This is a genomic window from Bacteroides ihuae, from assembly GCF_900104585.1.
In the GTDB taxonomy this organism is placed as follows: Bacteria; Bacteroidota; Bacteroidia; order Bacteroidales; family Bacteroidaceae; genus Bacteroides; species Bacteroides ihuae.
On sequence record NZ_FNVX01000006.1, the window covers coordinates 1323896 to 1344090 of the forward strand.

Genomic DNA, 20195 nt, shown 5'->3' on the forward strand with positions numbered 1-20195 from the left:
TTTGCTGTGATTTACTTATACAAAATTATTTATGTCACAAAGAAAAGTAAGAGTCCGATTTGCTCCAAGCCCTACCGGAGCATTGCATATTGGGGGTGTGCGTACTGCTTTATATAATTACCTTTTTGCCCGCAAACTTGGGGGTGATTTCATTTTTCGTATAGAAGATACAGATTCTAATAGGTTTGTTCCTGGTGCGGAAGAGTACATTTTGGAATCTTTTAGTTGGCTTGGAATTAAATTTGATGAAGGAGTTAGTTTTGGGGGTAACTATGGACCATACCGCCAATCTGAGCGACGTGAAATATACAAAAAGTATGTACATCTTTTACTGGAAGCAGGAAAGGCTTATATTGCTTTTGATACACCGGATGAATTAGAGGCTAAGCGTGCTGAAATATCTAACTTTCAATATGATGCTTCTACCCGTATGAGGATGACTAATTCGCTTACTCTATCCGAGGAAGAAGTAACGAATTTGATTGCTGAAGGTAAGCAGTATGTCGTACGCTTCAAAATAGAGCCTAATGAAGATATATGTGTGCATGACCTTATTCGTGGAGAAGTGGTGATTAATTCTTCTATCTTAGACGATAAGGTGCTATATAAATCTGCAGATGAATTGCCAACTTATCATTTAGCAAATATTGTGGACGATCATCTAATGGAAGTCTCGCATGTTATTCGTGGTGAAGAATGGCTACCTTCTGCTCCGCTGCATGTCTTGTTGTATCGTGCTTTCGGTTGGGCAGATACGATGCCTGCTTTTGCTCATCTCCCATTGTTACTTAAACCTGAAGGAAATGGTAAACTGAGTAAACGCGATGGAGATCGTTTGGGCTTCCCTGTATTTCCACTTCAATGGAAGGATCCGAAGACTGCCGAAATTTCTTCAGGATATCGTGAAGCCGGTTACCTTCCTGAAGCAGTAATCAATTTTCTGGCATTGCTTGGATGGAATCCGGGAGATGACAAGGAACTCATGTCAATGCAAGAGTTGATAGAGTTATTTGATTTGAATCGTTGTAACAAGTCCGGAGCTAAATTTGATTATAAAAAAGCTGTTTGGTTTAATCATCAGTATATTCAGCAGAAGGACAATGAAGAGATTGCGCAATTATTTCTACCTATATTAGGAGAACATCATGTTGAGGCCTCTATTGAAAAAGTAGTGACAGTAGTTGGCATGATGAAAGAGCGGGTTAGCTTTATTCAGGAGCTGTGGGATGTGTGTCACTTTTTCTTTGTTGCTCCTACAGAATATGACGAAAAAACGGTTAAGAAACGCTGGAAAGAAGATTCTGCGAAGTGCATGATTGAATTGGCTGATGTCTTAGCTGGTATTGATGATTTTAGCATTGAAGGGCAAGAAAAGATTGTGATGGACTGGATTGCTGAGAAGGAATATCATACGGGTAATATCATGAATGCTTTTCGATTGGCATTGGTGGGTGAAGGTAAAGGGCCACACATGTTTGATATCTCATGGGTTCTAGGTAAAGAAGAAACATTGTTGCGTATAAAGCGTGCAGTAGAAATATTGAAATAAGGACACTATGCTTTATGATCTCGCAATAGGCATTTATGACCTTTTGGTTCATATAATGGCTCCTTTTAGCCGTAAGCCCCGGAAGATGATGAAGGGGCATTGGGTGGTGTATGAACTACTGAGGCAGCAAATGGAGAAAGATGCTCAATATATCTGGTTTCATGCTGCTTCGTTAGGTGAATTTGAGCAAGGGCGTCCTTTGATAGAGAAGATAAGGATGAAATATCCGGAGTATAAGATTCTACTCACTTTTTTTTCTCCATCAGGTTATGAGGTTCGTAAAAACTATCGTGGTGCAGATGTTGTTTGTTACTTGCCTTTCGATAAACCTCGTAATGTGAAGAAATTCCTGGATATTGTTAATCCCAGCATGGCGTTCTTTATTAAGTATGAATTTTGGAAGAATTATCTTGATGAGTTAAATAAACGCCGGATTCCGGTTTATAGTGTATCTTCTATTTTTCGTAAAGATCAAGTGTTCTTTAAATGGTATGGCGGAACGTATCGCCATGTTTTGACTGATTTTGATCATCTTTTTGTGCAAAATGAGACTTCAAAACGTTTTTTGTCACGTATAGGTATCAACAAGGTGACAGTGGTAGGGGATACCCGCTTTGATCGCGTACTGCAAATTCGTGAAGAAGCCAAAGAATTACCTTTGATTTCTAAATTTAAGGGAGAGTCATTTACGCTTGTAGCTGGTAGCTCATGGGGACCCGATGAAGACTTGTTTTTAGAGTATTTCAATAACCATCCGGAACTGAAGTTGATTATTGCACCGCATGTGATTGATGAGAACCATTTAGTGGAAATCATAAGTAAACTTAGACGGCCGTATGTGCGCTATACGCGTGCAGATGAAAAGAATGTGGAAAAAGCGGATTGTTTAATCATTGACTGTTTTGGACTTTTATCTTCCATTTATCGATATGGAGAAGTCGCTTATATTGGAGGGGGATTTGGCGTTGGAATTCATAATACGTTGGAAGCTGCTGTATATGGTATTCCTGTTGTGATTGGGCCTAAATATCAAAAATTTATGGAGGCAGTTCAACTCATTGATGCCAAAGGAGCATTTTCAATCAAAGATTATGATGAATTAAAAGCTTTATTTGATAGATTACTTGGCGACGAAATGTTCCTAAGAGAATCCGGTACGAATGCAGGCTATTATGTAACAAGTAATGCAGGAGCAACGGATAAGATACTCTCAATGATCAACTTTTGAATTAGCCATTGTGTCCTATAGAATTTTAATATCCCCGTTTTATCAGAGCTATAAAGCTGATCGATGAAACGAGGATATTTCTTTAACTCTTTTCGAGAAGAACGGGGTTATTTGTACCAGTCTGAATACATCAGATAGTTATGAGCTATTTTCTGATTTAATTCTTTTGCTTGCTCAGGATCTACCTTCTTAATGAATTTAGCAGGTACCCCACCCCAAATACTTCCGGGCTCAATAATTGTATTACTTAATACAAGTGAACCGGCAGCAACAATTGCTCCTTCACCAATTACTGCATGGTCTAATAGGGTTGATCCCATACCTATTAATGCATAATCTTTTATTTTAGCTCCGTGTATAGTCACATTGTGTCCTACAGAGACGTAGTTACCTATCTCAATAGTTGACTTCTGGTATAATGTGTGTAGCACACTCCCATCTTGTATGTTGACTCCGTTGCCAATACTTATAGAGTTTACATCACCTCTAAGTACTGTACTAAACCAAATACTACAGTCACGTCCCATTTTTACATCACCAATGATGGTGGCATTATCTGCTAGAAAACAGTTGTCACCAAATTCAGGTGTAAATCCTCTTACTGATTTTATTAAAGCCATATTAATTATAATGTTTCTGATATATTTTATATTAAGAGAAGAATTTCTTTGTTTAACTATTAGAATTATCACTTATGCTGATAACTCTTCTGTTTTCTCTTTCAACCATTCTTTTTCTTCATTGTTTAGAAAAGGAGAAAGTTTTTTGTACACAGTCTGATGATATTCATTTAGCCAATTAATTTCATCATTTGTAAGAAGATCTTTCAGAATCCCTTTTTTGCAGATAGGGCAGAGGGTGATTGTTTCAAATTTGAGATATTCTCCAAACATGCCCTCTTGATCCTTGCATACTAATAGCAGATTTTCAGTGCGGACACCGTGGCTCCCACTCTTATATACTCCCGGCTCATTGGATATAACCATTCCTACTTGCAAAATTACCGGGTTTTCGTTCATGCGGATACTTTGTGGCCCTTCATGCACGCTAAGGAAATGACCTACTCCATGTCCGGTGCCATGTAAGTAGTTCATCCCATAATTCCATAATGGCATATGAGCTAATACGTCTAGTTGTACTCCGCGTGTACCAGCCGGAAATTTGGCCATGGACAGGGCGATATGCCCTTTTAATACTAGAGTGTAATCACGTGCTTCTTCTGTGGTTAATTGACCTAAAGCTATTGTGCGGGTGATATCAGTCGTTCCGTCAAGGTATTGAGCTCCTGAATCAAGCAATAGAAAGCCCTTAGAATGTAGGGTTGCTTTACTCTCTTCAGAGGCGGAGTAGTGGACAATGGCAGCATGCTCTTTGTATCCGGCGATTGTATCGAAGCTTTCGCCCATATATAAATCTTGTTGAGCACGGAATTCGTGAAGTTTCTTATCTATACTTACCTCTGTTTCTAATTCAGACGGAACAACTTTCTCAAGCCATATTAGAAATTTCACTAAGGCAATTCCGTCACGCTTCATAGCATTGTGAATGCCTAAAATTTGTTTCTCGTCTTTTATGGCTTTTAATAAACAAAGAGGAGACTCTCCTTGTGTAATCAGGCATTTAGGATTTACTGATGAATAGATCGAATAGTTGGTTTTATTTGGATCTAATAGTATAGACTTTATCTTTAAGGTAGAAAGATAATTGCTAGCGCTCTTATAGTCGTAAACACTGATTGAATGGGTTTGTAAATAGGCTTCTACAGTTGGTGATAATTTATCTGGTGAAATGAAATAGATGACATCTTCCTTTGTTATGAGTAGATAGCTGACGATGACAGGGGTGCATTTTACATCACTTCCTCTTAGATTAAGACACCAAGCTATTTCGTCAAGTGCTGAGATGAAAAGCCCATCTACTTCTTTACTCTTCATCTCTTTTCGTATGAGATTGATTTTCTCGGTACAACTTTTTCCGGCATAAACTTCGTCATGAATAAAAGCTTGTGCTTTAGGCATGGGAGGGCGATCCTTCCAAATCTCTTCCATAGGGTCTAGGGATGTCTGGATTTTGATGTTCATCTTAGAGAATGAATTCTGCATTTCAATGACTTGGTTTGCCGAAAACAATCTTCCATCTATACCGATTGTACTTCCTTCTTTAATCTTATCGTGTAGAAACTCTTTGATTGTTGGTGTTTGGGGCAACATCTCTTTATACAAATCGATGCAAGTCCCGTCAAGTTGTTCGGCTGCTTGCAAGAAATAGCGAGAGTCAGTCCACAGCCCAGCTTGATTGAGAGTTATCACGATTGTTCCGGCAGAACCATTAAAGCCTGAAATCCATTCTCTTGATTTCCAATGGGAGGATACATATTCACTAAGGTGTGGGTCAGCGCTAGGAATGATGAATGCTGCTAACCCTTGCTCTATAAGTAACTCGCGTAGGCAAGTAATGCGTTGATTGATTATATTCTTTGCCATTATTAAAATATTATAAGTTTACTCTATCTATACAAAGATAATGAATTTAAGTTTATGGGTATTGTTACTCTTGGGCTAAATAGCTATATATGGTTTCTCTCAATTGAGTTGCTGCTCTTTAATCTATTGGCACTTAGTCTATCTATTTTTTACAAACGAAATAAGAGTAAAACTTATCAAGAGATGTTTTGCTCACTAAGACTCTTGCTTAATGGGTTTAGTTAGACCATTTTAGGCTTTTATTGCCTTGTTTTGTCCTTACTTTGAGTGGCATCTTTATAAAAAAAGGCTGAAAGTTTTGTGAATAAAGAAAGTATATGTAATTTTGCGGCGCAATAGACTGTGATTTTTTAAAACCATAACATATTAATAATAATAAAATGATTGTAGTACCTGTAAAAGAAGGCGAAAATATCGAAAAAGCGCTGAAAAAGTTTAAGAGAAAATTCGAAAAAACCGGTATCGTAAAAGAACTAAGAAGAAGACAGCAGTTCGATAAACCATCTGTTACTAATAGACTTAAAAAAGAACACGCTGTTTACGTTCAAAAACTTCAGGAAGTAGAAGATTAATAATCTTCTGTTTTCTTTGATCTATTGTTTTTCTTTCTTATATTCGTTGCCTTATTATATTATAGATAAGACAACAATATGCTAACAGAAAGTGCTTTCTTAGATTATCTTCGGTATGAGCGGAATTATTCTGATAAAACCATTGTGAGTTATAGTTCAGATATATGCCAGTTTCGCGAATTTATCCAAGAAGAGGTGGAAGTGGCTGACTGGGCATCTGTGAATTCACAGATTGTCCGTAGTTGGATTGTGTCTTTAATGGATAAAGGATATACAGCTACATCTGTAAATCGTAAACTAAGTTCTTTACGCTCGCTTTATAAATTTCTCCTTAGGAGAAATGAACTTGAAGTCGACCCATTGCGCAAAATAGTGGGGCCTAAAAACAAAAAAATATTGCCTTCTTTTTTGAAAGAAGGTGAGATGAATGATCTTTTAGATAAAACAGACTTCGGTAAAGGCTTTGTGGCATGTCGGGATCGATTGATTATTGAAATGTTTTACGCTACTGGCATTAGACTTTCAGAATTAATTGGTTTGAACGATATGGATGTGGATATTCCTGGCTGTCTGTTGAAGGTTACAGGAAAGAGAAATAAACAGCGCTTAATACCTTTTGGTGATGAACTAAAAGGATCCATCCTTACTTATAAAGGCATAAAGACGGAAGAAATGCAGAGGCTTTCGGGGGCTTTTTTTGTTAGATTAAACGGTGAGCCGCTGTATAGTGGTTTGGTCTATAATATAGTAAAACGAAACCTTTCAAAGGTAGTTACGCTAAAGAAAAGGAGCCCTCACGTGTTGAGACATACTTTTGCTACTTCGATGTTAAACAACGAAGCTGAGTTGGAAGCTGTAAAAGAGCTTCTTGGACACAGTAGTTTATCAGCTACTGAGATTTATACGCATACTACTTTTGAAGAACTTAAAAAAGTGTATAAACAGGCCCATCCAAGGTCTTAAAAAAGGGAGGTTATTATGGACGTTAAAATTCAGTCAATTCATTTTGATGCTACGGAGCAATTACAATCTTTTATTCAAAAGAAAACATCCAAATTGGAGAAATTTCATGATGATATAAAAGCAGTTGAGGTGATGTTGAAGGTTGTAAAACCTGAAACAGCTATTAATAAGGAGGCTGGTATTAAAGTGATTGTTCCCAGTGGCGATTTATATGCAAATAAGATTTGTGACTCTTTTGAACAAGCTGTGGATGAAGCGCTAGAGGCTGTGGAGAAACAATTGGTAAAGCATAAAGAAAAGTTGAGGAATAAATAAAATATTCGCAAAAGTTTTGTGGAAAAGAAATAAATATCTAAATTTGCAGCCGTTTCGCTCGCAATAGAACGTTTCGGTTGCGTTTTCGATATAAGATTCGCCTCTTTAGCTCAGTTGGCCAGAGCACGTGATTTGTAATCTCGGGGTCGTTGGTTCGAATCCGACAAGAGGCTCAAAAATAAGGGCAAATACCAGAGTGGCCAAATGGGGCAGACTGTAAATCTGCTGTCTTTCGACTTCGGTGGTTCGAATCCATCTTTGCCCACATTTTTGTAGAGAGGTGCAAAGCTTTAGCAAGAAATGCGGAAGTAGCTCAGTTGATAGAGCATTAGCCTTCCAAGCTGAGGGTCGCGGGTTTGAGTCCCGTCTTCCGCTCTTTCCTTGCTGTTATAGCTCAGCGGTAGAGCACTTCCTTGGTAAGGAAGAGGTCCCGGGTTCAAATCCCGGTAACAGCTCATGATAAAAATGTAAGTGCTGATTATTAATTAAATAAATAACAAGTAAAGCTATGGCTAAAGAGAAATTTGAACGTACCAAACCGCATGTTAATATTGGTACTATTGGTCACGTAGACCACGGTAAGACCACTTTAACTGCTGCTATCACTACAGTGCTAGCTAAGAAAGGCCTTTCAGAAGTTAGATCTTTCGATCAGATTGATAATGCTCCTGAAGAAAAAGAAAGAGGTATTACTATTAATACTTCACATGTTGAATACCAAACAGCTAATCGTCACTATGCTCACGTTGACTGTCCAGGTCACGCTGACTATGTGAAGAACATGGTTACTGGTGCAGCTCAGATGGATGGTGCTATTATCGTAGTTGCTGCAACTGATGGTCCTATGCCTCAAACTCGCGAACACATTCTGTTGGCTCGTCAGGTAAATGTACCTAAATTGGTCGTTTTCATGAACAAATGTGACATGGTTGACGATGAAGAAATGTTGGAACTCGTTGAAATGGAAATGAGAGATCTTCTTTCATTCTATAATTTTGATGGTGACAATACTCCTATTATTCGTGGTTCTGCTCTTGGAGCATTGAATGGCGTAGAAAAATGGGAAGAGAAAGTAATGGAATTAATGGATGCAGTTGATACTTGGATTCCACTACCTCCACGTGATATCGATAAACCATTCTTGATGCCGGTTGAAGACGTATTCTCTATTACAGGTCGTGGTACTGTAGCTACAGGACGTATTGAAGCAGGTATTATTAAAGTCGGCGATGAAATCCAAATCTTGGGTTTAGGTGAAGACAAAAAATCAATTGTTACTGGTGTTGAAATGTTCCGTAAGCTTCTTGATAGAGGTGAAGCTGGTGACAACGTTGGTCTATTGCTTCGTGGCGTTGATAAGAATGATATTAAACGTGGTATGGTACTTTGCCATCCAGGACAAATTAAACCTCACACTACTTTCAAAGCAGAGGTTTATATATTGAAGAAAGAAGAAGGCGGTCGCCATACTCCTTTCCACAACAAATATCGTCCTCAATTCTATCTTCGTACAATGGACTGTACGGGTGAAATTACACTTCCTGAAGGAACTGAAATGGTTATGCCAGGTGACAATGTGACTATCACAGTAGAATTGATTTACCCAGTTGCATTGAATGTAGGTCTTCGTTTCGCTATTCGTGAAGGTGGACGTACAGTAGGTGCTGGTCAGATCACTGAAATGTTGTAATTTATATAGTCAGTTCTTGACTTTATGTCAAGGACTGATTTTGTATCCACGGGAGTAGCTCAGTTGGTAGAGCACCGGTCTCCAAAACCGGGTGTCGGGAGTTCGAGCCTCTCCTCCCGTGCTAATATTTTTGAAATGAAGAAAATAGTAGTTTATATCAAAGAATCTTACAACGAACTTGTACATAAAGTATCGTGGCCGACGTATTCTGAACTAACCAATAGTGCAATAGTTGTTTTGTATGCTTCCCTGATTATTGCATTGGTGGTGTTTTCGATGGACTTCTGTTTCCAGACACTAATGGAAAAGGTTATTTATCCACATTAAAAATTAGAAGTAAAAATGTCTGAGGTTGAAAAAAAATGGTACGTTTTGCGTGCTATAAGTGGGAAAGAAACCAAGGTTAGAGAATATCTTGAGGCTGATATAAAAAACAGCGATCTTGGCGAATATGTATCTCAGGTATTGATTCCAACAGAAAAGGTATACCAGGTGCGCAATGGTAAAAAAGTTGTGAAAGAAAGAAATTATCTGCCTGGTTATGTTTTAGTGGAAGCTGCTTTGGTTGGTGAGGTTTCTCATCATCTTAGAAATACTCCTAATGTGATTGGCTTTTTAGGCGGCTCAGATAAACCTGTGCCACTTAGGCAGTCAGAAGTAAATCGTATACTTGGAACAGTTGATGAACTTCAGGATGCGGGTGAGGAACTTACTATTCCATATGTAGTTGGTGAAACGGTTAAAGTTACTTTTGGTCCTTTTAGTGGATTCAGTGGCATCATTGAAGAAGTTAATAGTGAAAAGAAGAAACTTAAGGTTATGGTAAAGATATTTGGGCGGAAAACACCGCTTGAATTGGGCTTTATGCAAGTTGAGAAAGAGTAATACAGGTGTTACGCTGTAGTATTCTTCATTAATGTTTATATATAAATTAATAAAAAATGGCTAAAGAAGTTGCTGGAATAATCAAATTACAGATTAAAGGAGGCGCGGCAAATCCATCACCTCCCGTTGGGCCTGCATTGGGTTCTAAGGGAATTAATATCATGGAATTTTGCAAGCAATTCAACGCCAGAACCCAAGACAAAGCAGGGAAAATCTTGCCTGTACTTATTACTTATTATACGGATAAGTCTTTCGATTTTGTAATAAAGACTCCTCCTGTTGCCATTCAATTACTTGAAGTGGCTAAGTTAAAGAGTGGTTCTGCTGAACCAAATCGTAAGAAAATTGCCGAATTAACGTGGGAACAAATTCGTACGATTGCTCAGGATAAAATGGTTGACTTAAATTGCTTTACTGCTGAAGCAGCTATGAAGATGGTTGCAGGTACAGCTAGAAGCATGGGTATCGTTGTAAAAGGGGAATTCCCTGTTAATAATTAATAAACTTCAATTGTAATGGGTAAACTGACAAAAAACAAAAAGTTAGCTGCAGAGAAAATTGAAGCAGGGAAGGCATACTCACTGAAGGAAGCTGCATCTTTAGTAAAAGAGATTACTTTTACGAAATTTGACGCTTCATTAGATATTGATGTACGTTTAGGAGTTGATCCGCGTAAGGCTAATCAGATGGTGAGAGGTGTTGTTTCACTTCCTCACGGTACTGGTAAGGATATACGCGTTTTGGTTCTTTGTACACCAGATGCTGAAGCTGCTGCAAAAGAAGCAGGTGCTGACTATGTTGGTCTTGATGAATATATTGATAAGATCAAAAGTGGATGGACAGATATTGATGTAATCATTACTATGCCGTCTATTATGGGTAAAATTGGTGCGCTTGGCCGCGTACTCGGTCCTCGTGGGTTAATGCCTAATCCAAAGAGTGGTACTGTGACTATGGATGTAGCAAAAGCTGTGAAAGAAGTAAAACAAGGAAAAATTGACTTCAAGGTTGATAAAAGTGGTATTGTTCATACTTCTATTGGTAAAGCTTCATTTGATGTAGATAAAATTCGCGATAACGCTAAAGAATTTATTTCTGCACTGAATAAACTTAAACCAACAGCAGCTAAAGGTACATATATTAAGAGTATTTATCTTTCTAGTACTATGAGTGCGGGAATTAAGATAGATCCGAAATCAGTAGAGGAAATCTAATTAATGGAGGAACAATGAGAAAGGAAGATAAAAATACGATTATTGAACAAATAGCTGATACAGTAAAAGAGTATAGTCATTTTTATTTGATAGACATGACTGCTATGAATGCTGCTAAAACTAGCGAATTAAGAAGAGCTTGTTACAAAACAGGTATCAAGCTTCTGGTTGTGAAGAATACTTTACTTCATAAGGCGCTTAGCACTTTGGACATAGATTATTCTCCTCTTTATAACTCCCTTAAGGGGTCTACTTCTGTAATGTTTTGTAATGCTGCTAATGCACCAGCGAAGTTGCTGAAAGACATTACTAAGGATGGTATACCAGGGCTTAAGGCAGCTTATGCTGAGGAAAGCTTCTATTTAGGAGCTGATCAATTAGATGCTTTAATAAGCATTAAGAGCAAAAATGAGGTTATTGCTGATGTTATTGCTTTGTTGCAATCACCTGCGAAAAATGTTGTTTCAGCTCTCCAATCGGGTGGTAACACCCTTCACGGAGTTCTCAAAACTCTCAGTGAAAAATAATTAATCCACACAATAAGTAATTATACATTAAAATCATACAAAAAATGGCAGATTTGAAAGCTTTTGCAGAACAATTAGTTAACTTGACAGTGAAAGAAGTTAATGAACTTGCAACTATCCTTAAAGATGAATATGGTATTGAACCTGCTGCTGCTGCTGTTGCAGCTGCCGCTGGACCTGCTGCTGCTGCAGTAGTAGAAGAAAAAACTTCTTTTGATGTAGTGTTGAAAAATGCTGGTGCAGCTAAACTTCAAGTAGTGAAGGCTGTGAAGGAAGCTTGTGGCCTTGGCTTGAAAGAAGCAAAAGACATGGTAGATAGCGCTCCTAGCGTAGTAAAAGAAGGTTTAGCTAAAGACGAAGCAGAATCATTGAAAAAAGCATTGGAAGAAGCTGGCGCTGAGGTTGAACTTAAATAACATTAACCTGGAAATCAGGTAATTCGGTTAAGAATCCTTTTAAAAAGGATTCTTAACCTTTTTGTGTATATATTTAAAATTAAGTTCTACAAATTCATTGACAGATGTCTTCAAATACTGTAAATCAACGAGTTAATTTCGCTTCTATAAATAATCCGCTTGAATATCCGGATTTTTTGGAAGTACAATTGAAGTCATTCAAAGACTTTTTGCAATTAGATACCCCACCTGAAAAGCGTAAGAACGAGGGATTGTATAAAGTATTTGCTGAAAACTTCCCTATTGCTGATACAAGAAACAATTTTGTTCTTGAGTTCTTAGATTATTATATTGATCCGCCGCGTTATACTATCGATGATTGTATAGAGCGAGGGCTTACATATAGTGTTCCATTGAAGGCTAAGCTCAAGTTGTATTGTACTGATCCTGATCATGAAGATTTTGATACGGTAATACAGGATGTATTTCTTGGTCCAATTCCCTACATGACGGAAAAGGCTACATTTGTTATAAATGGTGCAGAACGAGTTGTAGTATCACAACTTCACCGTTCTCCCGGCGTATTCTTTGGTCAAAGTGTCCATGCTAATGGAACAAAGCTCTATTCAGCACGTATAATACCTTTTAAAGGATCATGGATTGAGTTTGCTACTGACATTAATAATGTTATGTATGCTTATATTGATCGTAAGAAAAAGCTACCTGTAACCACTCTATTACGCGCTATAGGTTTTGAGAACGATAAGGATATTCTTGAAATTTTTAATCTTGCTGAAGATGTAAAGGTAAACAAGACTAACCTTAAAAAGGCCGTAGGACGAAAGTTAGCAGCTCGTGTATTGAAGGCATGGATTGAGGACTTTGTTGATGAGGATACCGGAGAAGTAGTTTCCATAGAACGAAATGAAGTTATCATTGATCGTGAAACGGTCTTGTTACCTGAGCACGTTGATGAAATTATAGAATCGGGTGTTCAAAGTATTCTTATACATAAAGAGGAACCTAATCAATCTGATTATTCTATTATTTATAATACTCTTCAAAAGGATCCGAGTAATTCGGAGAAAGAAGCAGTTCTTTATATTTATAGACAATTAAGAAATGCTGATCCAGCTGATGATGCTAGTGCTCGCGAGGTTATAAATAATTTATTCTTCTCAGAAAAGCGCTATGATTTAGGTGAAGTTGGTCGTTACAGAATCAATAAGAAGTTGAACCTATCCACTGATATGGATGTTAAGGTTCTTACCAAAGAAGATATTATTGAGATCATAAAGTATCTTATAGAGCTAATTAATTCGAAGGCTGATGTTGATGATATTGACCATTTAAGTAATCGTAGAGTCAGGACTGTTGGAGAACAACTTTCTAATCAATTCGCAGTGGGATTGGCCCGTATGTCACGTACTATTCGTGAGCGTATGAATGTGCGAGACAATGAGGTTTTCACTCCGATTGATTTGATAAATGCAAAAACCATTTCATCCGTAATAAATACGTTCTTTGGAACGAATGCATTATCTCAATTTATGGATCAAACGAATCCATTGGCTGAGATTACCCACAAAAGGCGTATGTCGGCTCTAGGGCCTGGCGGCCTTTCTCGTGAACGTGCAGGCTTTGAGGTGCGTGACGTTCATTATACACATTATGGCCGCTTATGTCCGATAGAAACTCCTGAAGGTCCGAATATTGGATTGATTTCTTCTTTATGCGTTTATGCTAAAATCAATGATCTGGGATTCATTGAGACTCCATATCGTAAGGTTGAAAACGGGAAGGTCGATATTGTACAAAATAGTGTCACTTATTTTACTGCTGAGGAAGAAGAGGGTAAAATCATTGCTCAGGGGAATGCGTCTTTGGATGATCAAGGATGCTTTGTCAATAGCAGAATCAAAGCTCGTCAAGATGCTGACTATCCTGTTGTTGCACCAAATGAAGTTCAACTAATGGATGTGGCTCCTCAACAAATTGCGTCAATTGCTGCTTCATTGATTCCTTTCCTAGAACATGATGATGCTAACCGTGCATTGATGGGATCAAATATGATGCGTCAGGCTGTTCCATTGTTGAAAAGTGAGGCTCCTATTGTAGGTACAGGTATTGAACACCAATTAGTGAGAGATTCTCGTACGCAGATTGCAGCAGAGGGCGATGGTATTGTTGATTACGTTGATGCAACAACAATTCGGGTCTTATATGATAGAACTCCTGATGAAGATTTTGTCAGCTTTGAACCTGCGCTTAAGGAGTATCGGCTTCCGAAGTTTAGGAAAACGAATCAAAATATGACTATTGATCTTCGACCTATTTGCGAAAAAGGACAGTCTGTTGTTAAAGGTGAAATACTTACTGAAGGTTATTCTACTGAGAATGGTGAGTTGGCATTAGGAAAGAATCTTTTGGTGGCATACATGCCATGGAAGGGTTATAATTATGAGGATGCTATTGTTCTAAATGAACGCGTAGTTAGAGAAGACTTGTTGACGTCTGTCCATGTTGAGGAATATTCTCTAGAAGTTAGAGAAACAAAACGTGGTATGGAAGAGTTAACTTCGGATATTCCAAACGTAAGTGAGGAAGCTACGAAAGATCTGGATGAGAATGGAATTGTTAGAATTGGAGCTCATATCCAACCTGGTGATATTCTTATTGGTAAGATAACACCTAAAGGTGAGTCAGATCCTTCTCCTGAGGAAAAATTGCTTCGTGCTATCTTTGGAGATAAAGCTGGAGATGTTAAAGATGCATCATTAAAAGCTTCTCCTTCTTTGAAGGGGGTTGTTATTGATAAAAGACTATTCTCCCGAGTTGTTAAAAATAGAAGCTCTAAATTAGCAGATAAAGCTTTGCTCCCAAAAATTGATGATGAATTTGAAGCGAAGGTTGCTGAATTAAAGTTGATACTAATAAAGAAAATGGTCACTCTTACTGAGGGTAAAACATCTTTAGGAGTAAAAGATTATCTTGGGACTGAAGTTGTTGCTAAAGGTGCTAAATTTACTGCTTCGGATTTTGATACATTAGATTATAACTCTATTCAGTTAAGCAATTGGACGTCTGAATCGCGAACAAATGATTTGATTCGTGATTTGATTCTTAATTTTCTCAAGAAATATAAAGAGTTAGATGCTGAATTGAAAAGAAAAAAATTCAGTATTACTATTGGGGATGAGCTTCCTGCTGGGATTATTCAGATGGCTAAGGTTTATGTTGCTAAGAAGCGTAAAATTGGAGTTGGAGATAAAATGGCTGGTCGCCACGGTAATAAAGGTATTGTATCTCGGGTTGTGCGTCAAGAGGATATGCCATTCTTAGAAGATGGGACTCCGGTTGATATTGTCTTAAATCCATTGGGTGTGCCTTCTCGTATGAATCTAGGACAAATATTTGAGGCTGTACTTGGTTCTGCTGGTAAGAAATTGGGTCTCAAATTTGCTACTCCCATTTTTGATGGAGCATCTTTAGATGATATTACTAGTTGGACTGATAAAGCTGGTTTGCCACGTTTTGGTAAAACTTATTTGTGCGATGGTGGTACTGGTGATAAATTTGACCAACCAGCTACTGTTGGTATAACATATATGTTAAAATTGGGTCATATGGTTGAAGACAAAATGCATGCTCGTTCTATTGGACCTTATTCATTGATTACTCAACAGCCTCTTGGAGGTAAGGCTCAATTTGGAGGTCAACGTTTTGGTGAGATGGAGGTTTGGGCTTTGGAAGCCTTTGGAGCTTCACATATTCTTCAAGAAATACTAACCATAAAATCAGATGATGTAGTGGGACGTTCCAAGGCTTATGAGGCTATTGTTAAGGGGGAACCTATGCCCCAACCTGGTATTCCTGAATCTTTGAACGTGCTTTTGCATGAGTTAAGAGGTTTGGGCCTCAGCATTAATCTAGAGTAATGAATTGTTGGTATATTATAAAAATATAATTGTATGGCTTTTAGAAAAGAAAATAAGATAAAAACTAATTTCTCGAAAATATCAATTGGCTTGGCTTCTCCTGAAGAAATCCTTGAAAATTCGAGTGGTGAAGTGCTGAAGCCTGAAACCATAAACTATCGTACTTACAAACCTGAACGAGATGGCTTGTTTTGTGAACGCATTTTTGGCCCAATTAAGGACTATGAATGTCATTGCGGGAAATATAAACGTATTCGTTATAAAGGTATTGTCTGTGATAGATGTGGAGTAGAAGTAACAGAGAAAAAAGTTCGTCGTGAGCGCATGGGGCATATTCAATTAGTAGTACCTGTTGCCCACATTTGGTATTTTCGTTCGCTTCCCAACAAAATTGGTTATTTGTTAGGCCTGCCAACAAAAAAACTTGATTCAATAATTTATTATGAACGTTATGTTGTTATTCAGGCAGGTATAAAGGCAGAAGATGGGATCATAGTATTTGATCTTCTCTCTGAAGAGGAATATCTGGATATTTTGGATACTCTTCCTAAAGAAAACCAATACTTAGATGACTCTGATCCTAATAAATTTATCGCTAAAATGGGGGCAGAAGCGATCTATGACCTTTTGGCACGTCTTGATCTGGATGCAATGTCGTACGACTTAAGACACCGCGCAGGTAATGATGCTTCTCAACAGAGAAAAAATGAGGCACTAAAACGTCTTCAGGTTGTAGAGTCATTTCGTTCTTCAAGGGGACGAAACAAACCTGAATGGATGATTGTGCGTATTGTGCCGGTTATTCCTCCAGAACTTCGTCCACTGGTTCCACTAGATGGTGGACGTTTTGCGACTTCAGACTTAAATGACTTATATCGTCGCGTGATAATACGTAACAATCGTTTGAAAAGGCTGATTGAGATTAAAGCACCTGAGGTTATCTTACGTAATGAAAAGCGTATGTTACAAGAGTCTGTTGACTCTTTATTTGATAACTCGCGTAAATCTAGTGCCGTGAAGACTGATGCTAATCGCCCGCTTAAGTCACTCTCAGATAGTTTGAAGGGTAAACAGGGGCGTTTTCGTCAAAATCTATTAGGTAAGCGTGTCGATTACTCTGCTCGTTCGGTAATTGTTGTGGGACCTGAACTTAAGATGCATGAATGCGGTATTCCTAAATTGATGGCTGCGGAATTGTACAAACCGTTTGTTATTCGTAAACTAATAGAGAGAGGTATTGTAAAAACGGTTAAGTCTGCTAAAAAAATAGTCGATCGCAAAGAACCTGTTATATGGGACATTTTGGAACACGTAATGAAAGGACATCCTGTCTTGCTTAACCGTGCGCCAACCTTGCATAGACTCGGTATACAAGCTTTTCAGCCTAAAATGATTGAAGGTAAAGCTATCCAATTGCACCCATTAGCTTGTACTGCATTTAATGCTGACTTTGATGGTGACCAGATGGCTGTTCACTTACCATTAAGTAATGAAGCTGTGCTTGAAGCACAAATGTTAATGTTGGCTTCTCATAATATTTTAAATCCTGCAAATGGGGCTCCTATTACAGTCCCATCTCAGGACATGGTGCTGGGCTTATATTATATTACTAAGTTGCGTACGGGCGCAAAAGGTGAAGGCTTGATATTTTATGGGCCAGAAGAGGCCACTATTGCTTATAATGAAGGTAAAGTGGATATTCATGCTATCATTAAGGTTATCGTAAAGGATCTTGATGACAATGGGAATATTGTCGATATCTTGCGTGAAACATCTGTTGGTCGTGTTATCGTTAATGAAATTGTTCCTGCAGAAGTGGGCTATATAAATACAATCATTTCAAAGAAGTCTTTGCGTGAAATCATTGGCGATGTAATAAAGAAATGTGGTGTAGCTCGTACAGCTGATTTTCTTGATGGCATAAAAGATTTAGGTTATAGGATGGCTTTTAAAGGCGGATTATCATTCAACCTTGATGATATTATAATTCCTGTAGAGAAAGAAGTCTTGGTTCAGAGAGGATATGATGAGGTTGAGCAGGTAATCAGTAATTATAATATGGGTTTCATTACTAATAATGAACGCTATAACCAAGTCATTGATATTTGGACACATGTTAATTCTGAATTATCTAATATTCTGATGAAGACTATTTCTTCTGATGATCAGGGATTTAATTCGGTTTATATGATGCTTGATTCTGGGGCTCGTGGTTCTAAGGAGCAGATTCGTCAGTTGTCAGGTATGCGTGGTCTGATGGCCAAACCTCAAAAAGCCGGTGCAGAGGGAGGACAGATTATTGAAAATCCGATTCTATCTAATTTCAAAGAAGGACTTTCAGTATTAGAATATTTTATTTCTACCCATGGTGCTCGTAAAGGATTGGCTGATACTGCCTTAAAGACAGCTGATGCGGGTTATCTTACACGCCGCTTAGTTGACGTTTCACATGATGTGATCATCAATGAAGAAGACTGTGGTACCCTTCGAGGATTGATCTGTACGGATCTTAAAAATAATGATGATATTATCGCTACTCTATATGAACGTATTTTGGGGCGTGTTTCTGTACATGATATCATCCACCCTACAACAGGGGAATTACTTGTTGTTGGTGGAGAGGAAATCACTGAAGAGGTTGCGAAGAAAATTCAAGAATCGCCAATTGAAAGTGTTGAAATACGCTCTGTGTTGACTTGTGAATCGAAAAAAGGTGTGTGCGCTAAATGTTATGGTCGTAACCTTGCTACGAATCGTATGGTTCAGAAGGGAGAGGCTGTAGGTGTTATTGCTGCTCAATCTATTGGTGAACCAGGTACACAGTTAACATTGCGTACTTTCCATGCTGGAGGTACAGCTGCAAATATTGCAGCTAATGCAAGTATTATAGCTAAGAATAATTCTCGACTAGAGTTCGAAGAATTGCGTACGGTAGATATTGTTGATGAAAGTGGAGAGGCGGCTAAAGTTGTTGTAGGACGTTTGGCTGAAGTACGTTTCATTGATGTCAACACGAGTATTGTCCTTTCTACTCACAATGTTCCTTATGGCTCTAAGCTTTATGCTGTAGATGGTGATGTTGCCGATAAAGGTAAACTTATCGCAAAATGGGATCCATTTAATGCTGTAATTATAACTGAAGTTACTGGTAAGATTGAATTTGAAGGTGTTATTGAAAACATAACATATAAAGTTGAGTCTGATGAAGCTACAGGCTTGCGTGAAATTATTATAATAGAATCTAAAGATAAAACGAAGCTGCCTTCTGCACATGTTTTAGACGAAAGCGGGAATTTAGTTCGAACTTATAATTTACCAGTTGGTGGGCATGTCGTTGTAGAAAATGGCCAAAAAGTAAAATCTGGTGAGGTAATTGTAAAAATTCCTAGAGCTGTTGGTAAGGCTGGTGATATCACTGGTGGTCTTCCTCGAGTTACTGAGTTGTTTGAAGCGCGTAACCCATCGAATCCAGCAGTTGTATCGGAAATCGATGGGGAGGTGACTATGGGCAAAATAAAACGTGGTAATAGAGAGATTGTAGTTACATCTAAAACGGGAGAAGTAAAGAAATATCTCGTAGCTCTGTCTAAGCAAATTCTGGTACAGGAGAATGATTATGTGCGTGCTGGTACACCTTTATCTGATGGCGCTACCACGCCTGCAGATATATTAGCGATAAAAGGTCCTACTGCTGTACAAGAGTATATCGTTAATGAAGTCCAAGATGTCTATCGTCTTCAAGGAGTGAAGATAAATGATAAACATTTTGAGATTATTGTTCGACAAATGATGCGTAAAGTTGAGATTAACGAACCTGGTGATACGCGTTTCTTGGAACAGCAGATTATTGATAAGTTGGACTTCATGGAAGAGAATGATCGCATCTGGGGTAAAAAAGTTATTCTAAATGCTGGTGATTCTTCGAACTTACAGGCTGGGCAGATTGTTACAGCTCGTAAATTGAGAGATGAAAATAGTATGTTGAAACGCCGAGATCTGAAATTGGTGGAAGTACGTGATGCTATTCCAGCAACTTCAACTCAAATCCTCCAAGGTATTACTCGTGCAGCTCTCCAGACTTCCAGTTTCATGTCTGCCGCTTCTTTCCAAGAGACTACTAAGGTTCTTAATGAAGCAGCAATCAATGGTAAAATTGATAAGCTTGAAGGAATGAAAGAGAATGTTATTTGTGGGCACTTGATTCCTGCCGGTACTGGCCAACGTGAATTTGAAAAAATCATTGTTGGTTCAAAAGAGGAATACGATAGGATTTTGGCCAACAAAAAGACTGTTTTAGATTATAACGAGGTTTAATCTAACTTCTATTTATAGTATAAGAAAGCTATGCTTGTTGTTTCCTAATAAACAATCGGCTATAGCTTTCTTTGTTTGGGGATATATATAGTTGAACCAGTTATTATGATTGTTAAATGTAT

General features: G+C 38.1%; 16 protein-coding genes and 5 tRNA genes. 19 read left to right on the forward strand and 2 right to left on the reverse strand.

The genetic code is table 11. The features are described 5' to 3' along the window. The first annotated feature begins 31 nt into the window (after window positions 1–31). Together gltX and BQ5338_RS16090 are read left to right on the forward strand one after the other, a co-directional pair. Complete coding sequence (gltX, locus tag BQ5338_RS16085) at window positions 32–1549, forward strand: glutamate--tRNA ligase (RefSeq protein ID WP_071147768.1); 1518 nt, start codon at window positions 32–34, stop codon at window positions 1547–1549. A gap of 7 nt (window positions 1550–1556) precedes the next feature. Beyond that, window positions 1557–2777 (forward strand): 3-deoxy-D-manno-octulosonic acid transferase, encoded by a 1221-nt coding sequence (locus BQ5338_RS16090; RefSeq protein ID WP_071147769.1) that lies wholly within the window; start codon window positions 1557–1559, stop codon window positions 2775–2777. A 107-nt stretch (window positions 2778–2884) separates the two neighbouring features. Here the strand turns inward: BQ5338_RS16090 and BQ5338_RS16095 are convergent, their stop codons facing one another. Together BQ5338_RS16095 and BQ5338_RS16100 are read right to left on the reverse strand one after the other, a co-directional pair. Beyond that, complete coding sequence (locus BQ5338_RS16095) at window positions 2885–3397, reverse strand: gamma carbonic anhydrase family protein (RefSeq protein ID WP_071147770.1); 513 nt, start codon at window positions 3395–3397, stop codon at window positions 2885–2887. A gap of 72 nt (window positions 3398–3469) precedes the next feature. Continuing rightward, window positions 3470–5260 carry an aminopeptidase P family protein gene (locus BQ5338_RS16100; protein WP_071147771.1) on the reverse strand — a complete coding sequence of 597 codons (1791 nt, stop codon included), beginning with the start codon at window positions 5258–5260 and terminating at the stop codon, window positions 3470–3472. Window positions 5261–5640: 380 nt separating this feature from the next. Between BQ5338_RS16100 and rpsU the strand changes: the two genes are divergently transcribed. The 17 genes from rpsU to rpoC all read left to right on the forward strand — a co-directional run bounded on the left by rpsU (window position 5641) and on the right by rpoC (window position 20073). Further along, window positions 5641–5832 carry a 30S ribosomal protein S21 gene (gene rpsU, locus BQ5338_RS16105; protein WP_071147772.1) on the forward strand — a complete coding sequence of 64 codons (192 nt, stop codon included), beginning with the start codon at window positions 5641–5643 and terminating at the stop codon, window positions 5830–5832. A gap of 78 nt (window positions 5833–5910) precedes the next feature. Further along, window positions 5911–6795 (forward strand): tyrosine recombinase XerC, encoded by an 885-nt coding sequence (locus BQ5338_RS16110; RefSeq protein ID WP_071147773.1) that lies wholly within the window; start codon window positions 5911–5913, stop codon window positions 6793–6795. A gap of 15 nt (window positions 6796–6810) precedes the next feature. Beyond that, complete coding sequence (gene hpf, locus BQ5338_RS16115) at window positions 6811–7110, forward strand: ribosome hibernation-promoting factor, HPF/YfiA family (RefSeq protein ID WP_071147774.1); 300 nt, start codon at window positions 6811–6813, stop codon at window positions 7108–7110. Window positions 7111–7209: 99 nt separating this feature from the next. Continuing rightward, a tRNA-Thr gene (locus BQ5338_RS16120) sits at window positions 7210–7283 on the forward strand. A 9-nt stretch (window positions 7284–7292) separates the two neighbouring features. Further along, a tRNA-Tyr gene (locus tag BQ5338_RS16125) sits at window positions 7293–7375 on the forward strand. Between the two features lie 37 nt (window positions 7376–7412). Beyond that, window positions 7413–7485 (forward strand) — tRNA-Gly (locus BQ5338_RS16130). 8 nt (window positions 7486–7493) lie between these two features. After that, window positions 7494–7565: transfer RNA gene (locus BQ5338_RS16135), tRNA-Thr, on the forward strand. Window positions 7566–7618: 53 nt separating this feature from the next. After that, on the forward strand, window positions 7619–8800 hold the full coding sequence (tuf, locus tag BQ5338_RS16140) for an elongation factor Tu (protein WP_071147775.1): 1182 nt from the start codon (window positions 7619–7621) through the stop codon (window positions 8798–8800). A 48-nt stretch (window positions 8801–8848) separates the two neighbouring features. Beyond that, a tRNA-Trp gene (locus tag BQ5338_RS16145) sits at window positions 8849–8921 on the forward strand. Window positions 8922–8935: 14 nt separating this feature from the next. Next, window positions 8936–9127 carry a preprotein translocase subunit SecE gene (secE, locus tag BQ5338_RS16600; protein WP_078063525.1) on the forward strand — a complete coding sequence of 64 codons (192 nt, stop codon included), beginning with the start codon at window positions 8936–8938 and terminating at the stop codon, window positions 9125–9127. 15 nt (window positions 9128–9142) lie between these two features. Next, a complete protein-coding gene (gene nusG / locus BQ5338_RS16150; RefSeq protein ID WP_071147776.1) occupies window positions 9143–9685 on the forward strand; it encodes a transcription termination/antitermination protein NusG in 543 nt (180 codons plus the stop codon). Window positions 9686–9741: 56 nt separating this feature from the next. Next, entirely contained in the window at window positions 9742–10185 is a 444-nt protein-coding gene (gene rplK / locus BQ5338_RS16155) for a 50S ribosomal protein L11 (protein ID WP_071147777.1), read from the forward strand. A gap of 15 nt (window positions 10186–10200) precedes the next feature. After that, window positions 10201–10899, forward strand: a complete 699-nt coding sequence (rplA, locus tag BQ5338_RS16160) for a 50S ribosomal protein L1 (RefSeq protein WP_071147778.1) — start codon at window positions 10201–10203, stop codon at window positions 10897–10899. 14 nt (window positions 10900–10913) lie between these two features. Beyond that, window positions 10914–11426, forward strand: coding sequence for a 50S ribosomal protein L10 (gene rplJ / locus BQ5338_RS16165; RefSeq protein ID WP_071147779.1), 513 nt, complete (start codon window positions 10914–10916; stop codon window positions 11424–11426). A 44-nt stretch (window positions 11427–11470) separates the two neighbouring features. Then, window positions 11471–11842, forward strand: a complete 372-nt coding sequence (rplL, locus tag BQ5338_RS16170; RefSeq protein WP_071147780.1) for a 50S ribosomal protein L7/L12 — start codon at window positions 11471–11473, stop codon at window positions 11840–11842. A 104-nt stretch (window positions 11843–11946) separates the two neighbouring features. Next, on the forward strand, window positions 11947–15759 hold the full coding sequence (gene rpoB / locus BQ5338_RS16175; protein ID WP_071147781.1) for a DNA-directed RNA polymerase subunit beta: 3813 nt from the start codon (window positions 11947–11949) through the stop codon (window positions 15757–15759). Window positions 15760–15792: 33 nt separating this feature from the next. Then, window positions 15793–20073, forward strand: coding sequence for a DNA-directed RNA polymerase subunit beta' (gene rpoC / locus BQ5338_RS16180; protein WP_071147782.1), 4281 nt, complete (start codon window positions 15793–15795; stop codon window positions 20071–20073). The last annotated feature ends 122 nt before the right edge of the window (window positions 20074–20195 follow it).

Coding starts and splice junctions, on each gene's coding strand:
- rpoB (WP_071147781.1), top strand. CDS start 11,947: ATGTCTTCAAATACTGTAAATCAACGAGTTAATTTCGCTTCTATAAAT.
- secE (WP_078063525.1), top strand. CDS start 8,936: ATGAAGAAAATAGTAGTTTATATCAAAGAATCTTACAACGAACTTGTA.
- rplK (WP_071147777.1), top strand. CDS start 9,742: ATGGCTAAAGAAGTTGCTGGAATAATCAAATTACAGATTAAAGGAGGC.
- hpf (WP_071147774.1), top strand. CDS start 6,811: ATGGACGTTAAAATTCAGTCAATTCATTTTGATGCTACGGAGCAATTA.
- BQ5338_RS16110 (WP_071147773.1), top strand. CDS start 5,911: ATGCTAACAGAAAGTGCTTTCTTAGATTATCTTCGGTATGAGCGGAAT.
- BQ5338_RS16090 (WP_071147769.1), top strand. CDS start 1,557: ATGCTTTATGATCTCGCAATAGGCATTTATGACCTTTTGGTTCATATA.
- rpoC (WP_071147782.1), top strand. CDS start 15,793: ATGGCTTTTAGAAAAGAAAATAAGATAAAAACTAATTTCTCGAAAATA.
- rpsU (WP_071147772.1), top strand. CDS start 5,641: ATGATTGTAGTACCTGTAAAAGAAGGCGAAAATATCGAAAAAGCGCTG.
- nusG (WP_071147776.1), top strand. CDS start 9,143: ATGTCTGAGGTTGAAAAAAAATGGTACGTTTTGCGTGCTATAAGTGGG.
- rplA (WP_071147778.1), top strand. CDS start 10,201: ATGGGTAAACTGACAAAAAACAAAAAGTTAGCTGCAGAGAAAATTGAA.
- gltX (WP_071147768.1), top strand. CDS start 32: ATGTCACAAAGAAAAGTAAGAGTCCGATTTGCTCCAAGCCCTACCGGA.
- rplJ (WP_071147779.1), top strand. CDS start 10,914: ATGAGAAAGGAAGATAAAAATACGATTATTGAACAAATAGCTGATACA.
- BQ5338_RS16095 (WP_071147770.1), bottom strand. CDS start 3,397: ATGGCTTTAATAAAATCAGTAAGAGGATTTACACCTGAATTTGGTGAC.
- BQ5338_RS16100 (WP_071147771.1), bottom strand. CDS start 5,260: ATGGCAAAGAATATAATCAATCAACGCATTACTTGCCTACGCGAGTTA.
- rplL (WP_071147780.1), top strand. CDS start 11,471: ATGGCAGATTTGAAAGCTTTTGCAGAACAATTAGTTAACTTGACAGTG.
- tuf (WP_071147775.1), top strand. CDS start 7,619: ATGGCTAAAGAGAAATTTGAACGTACCAAACCGCATGTTAATATTGGT.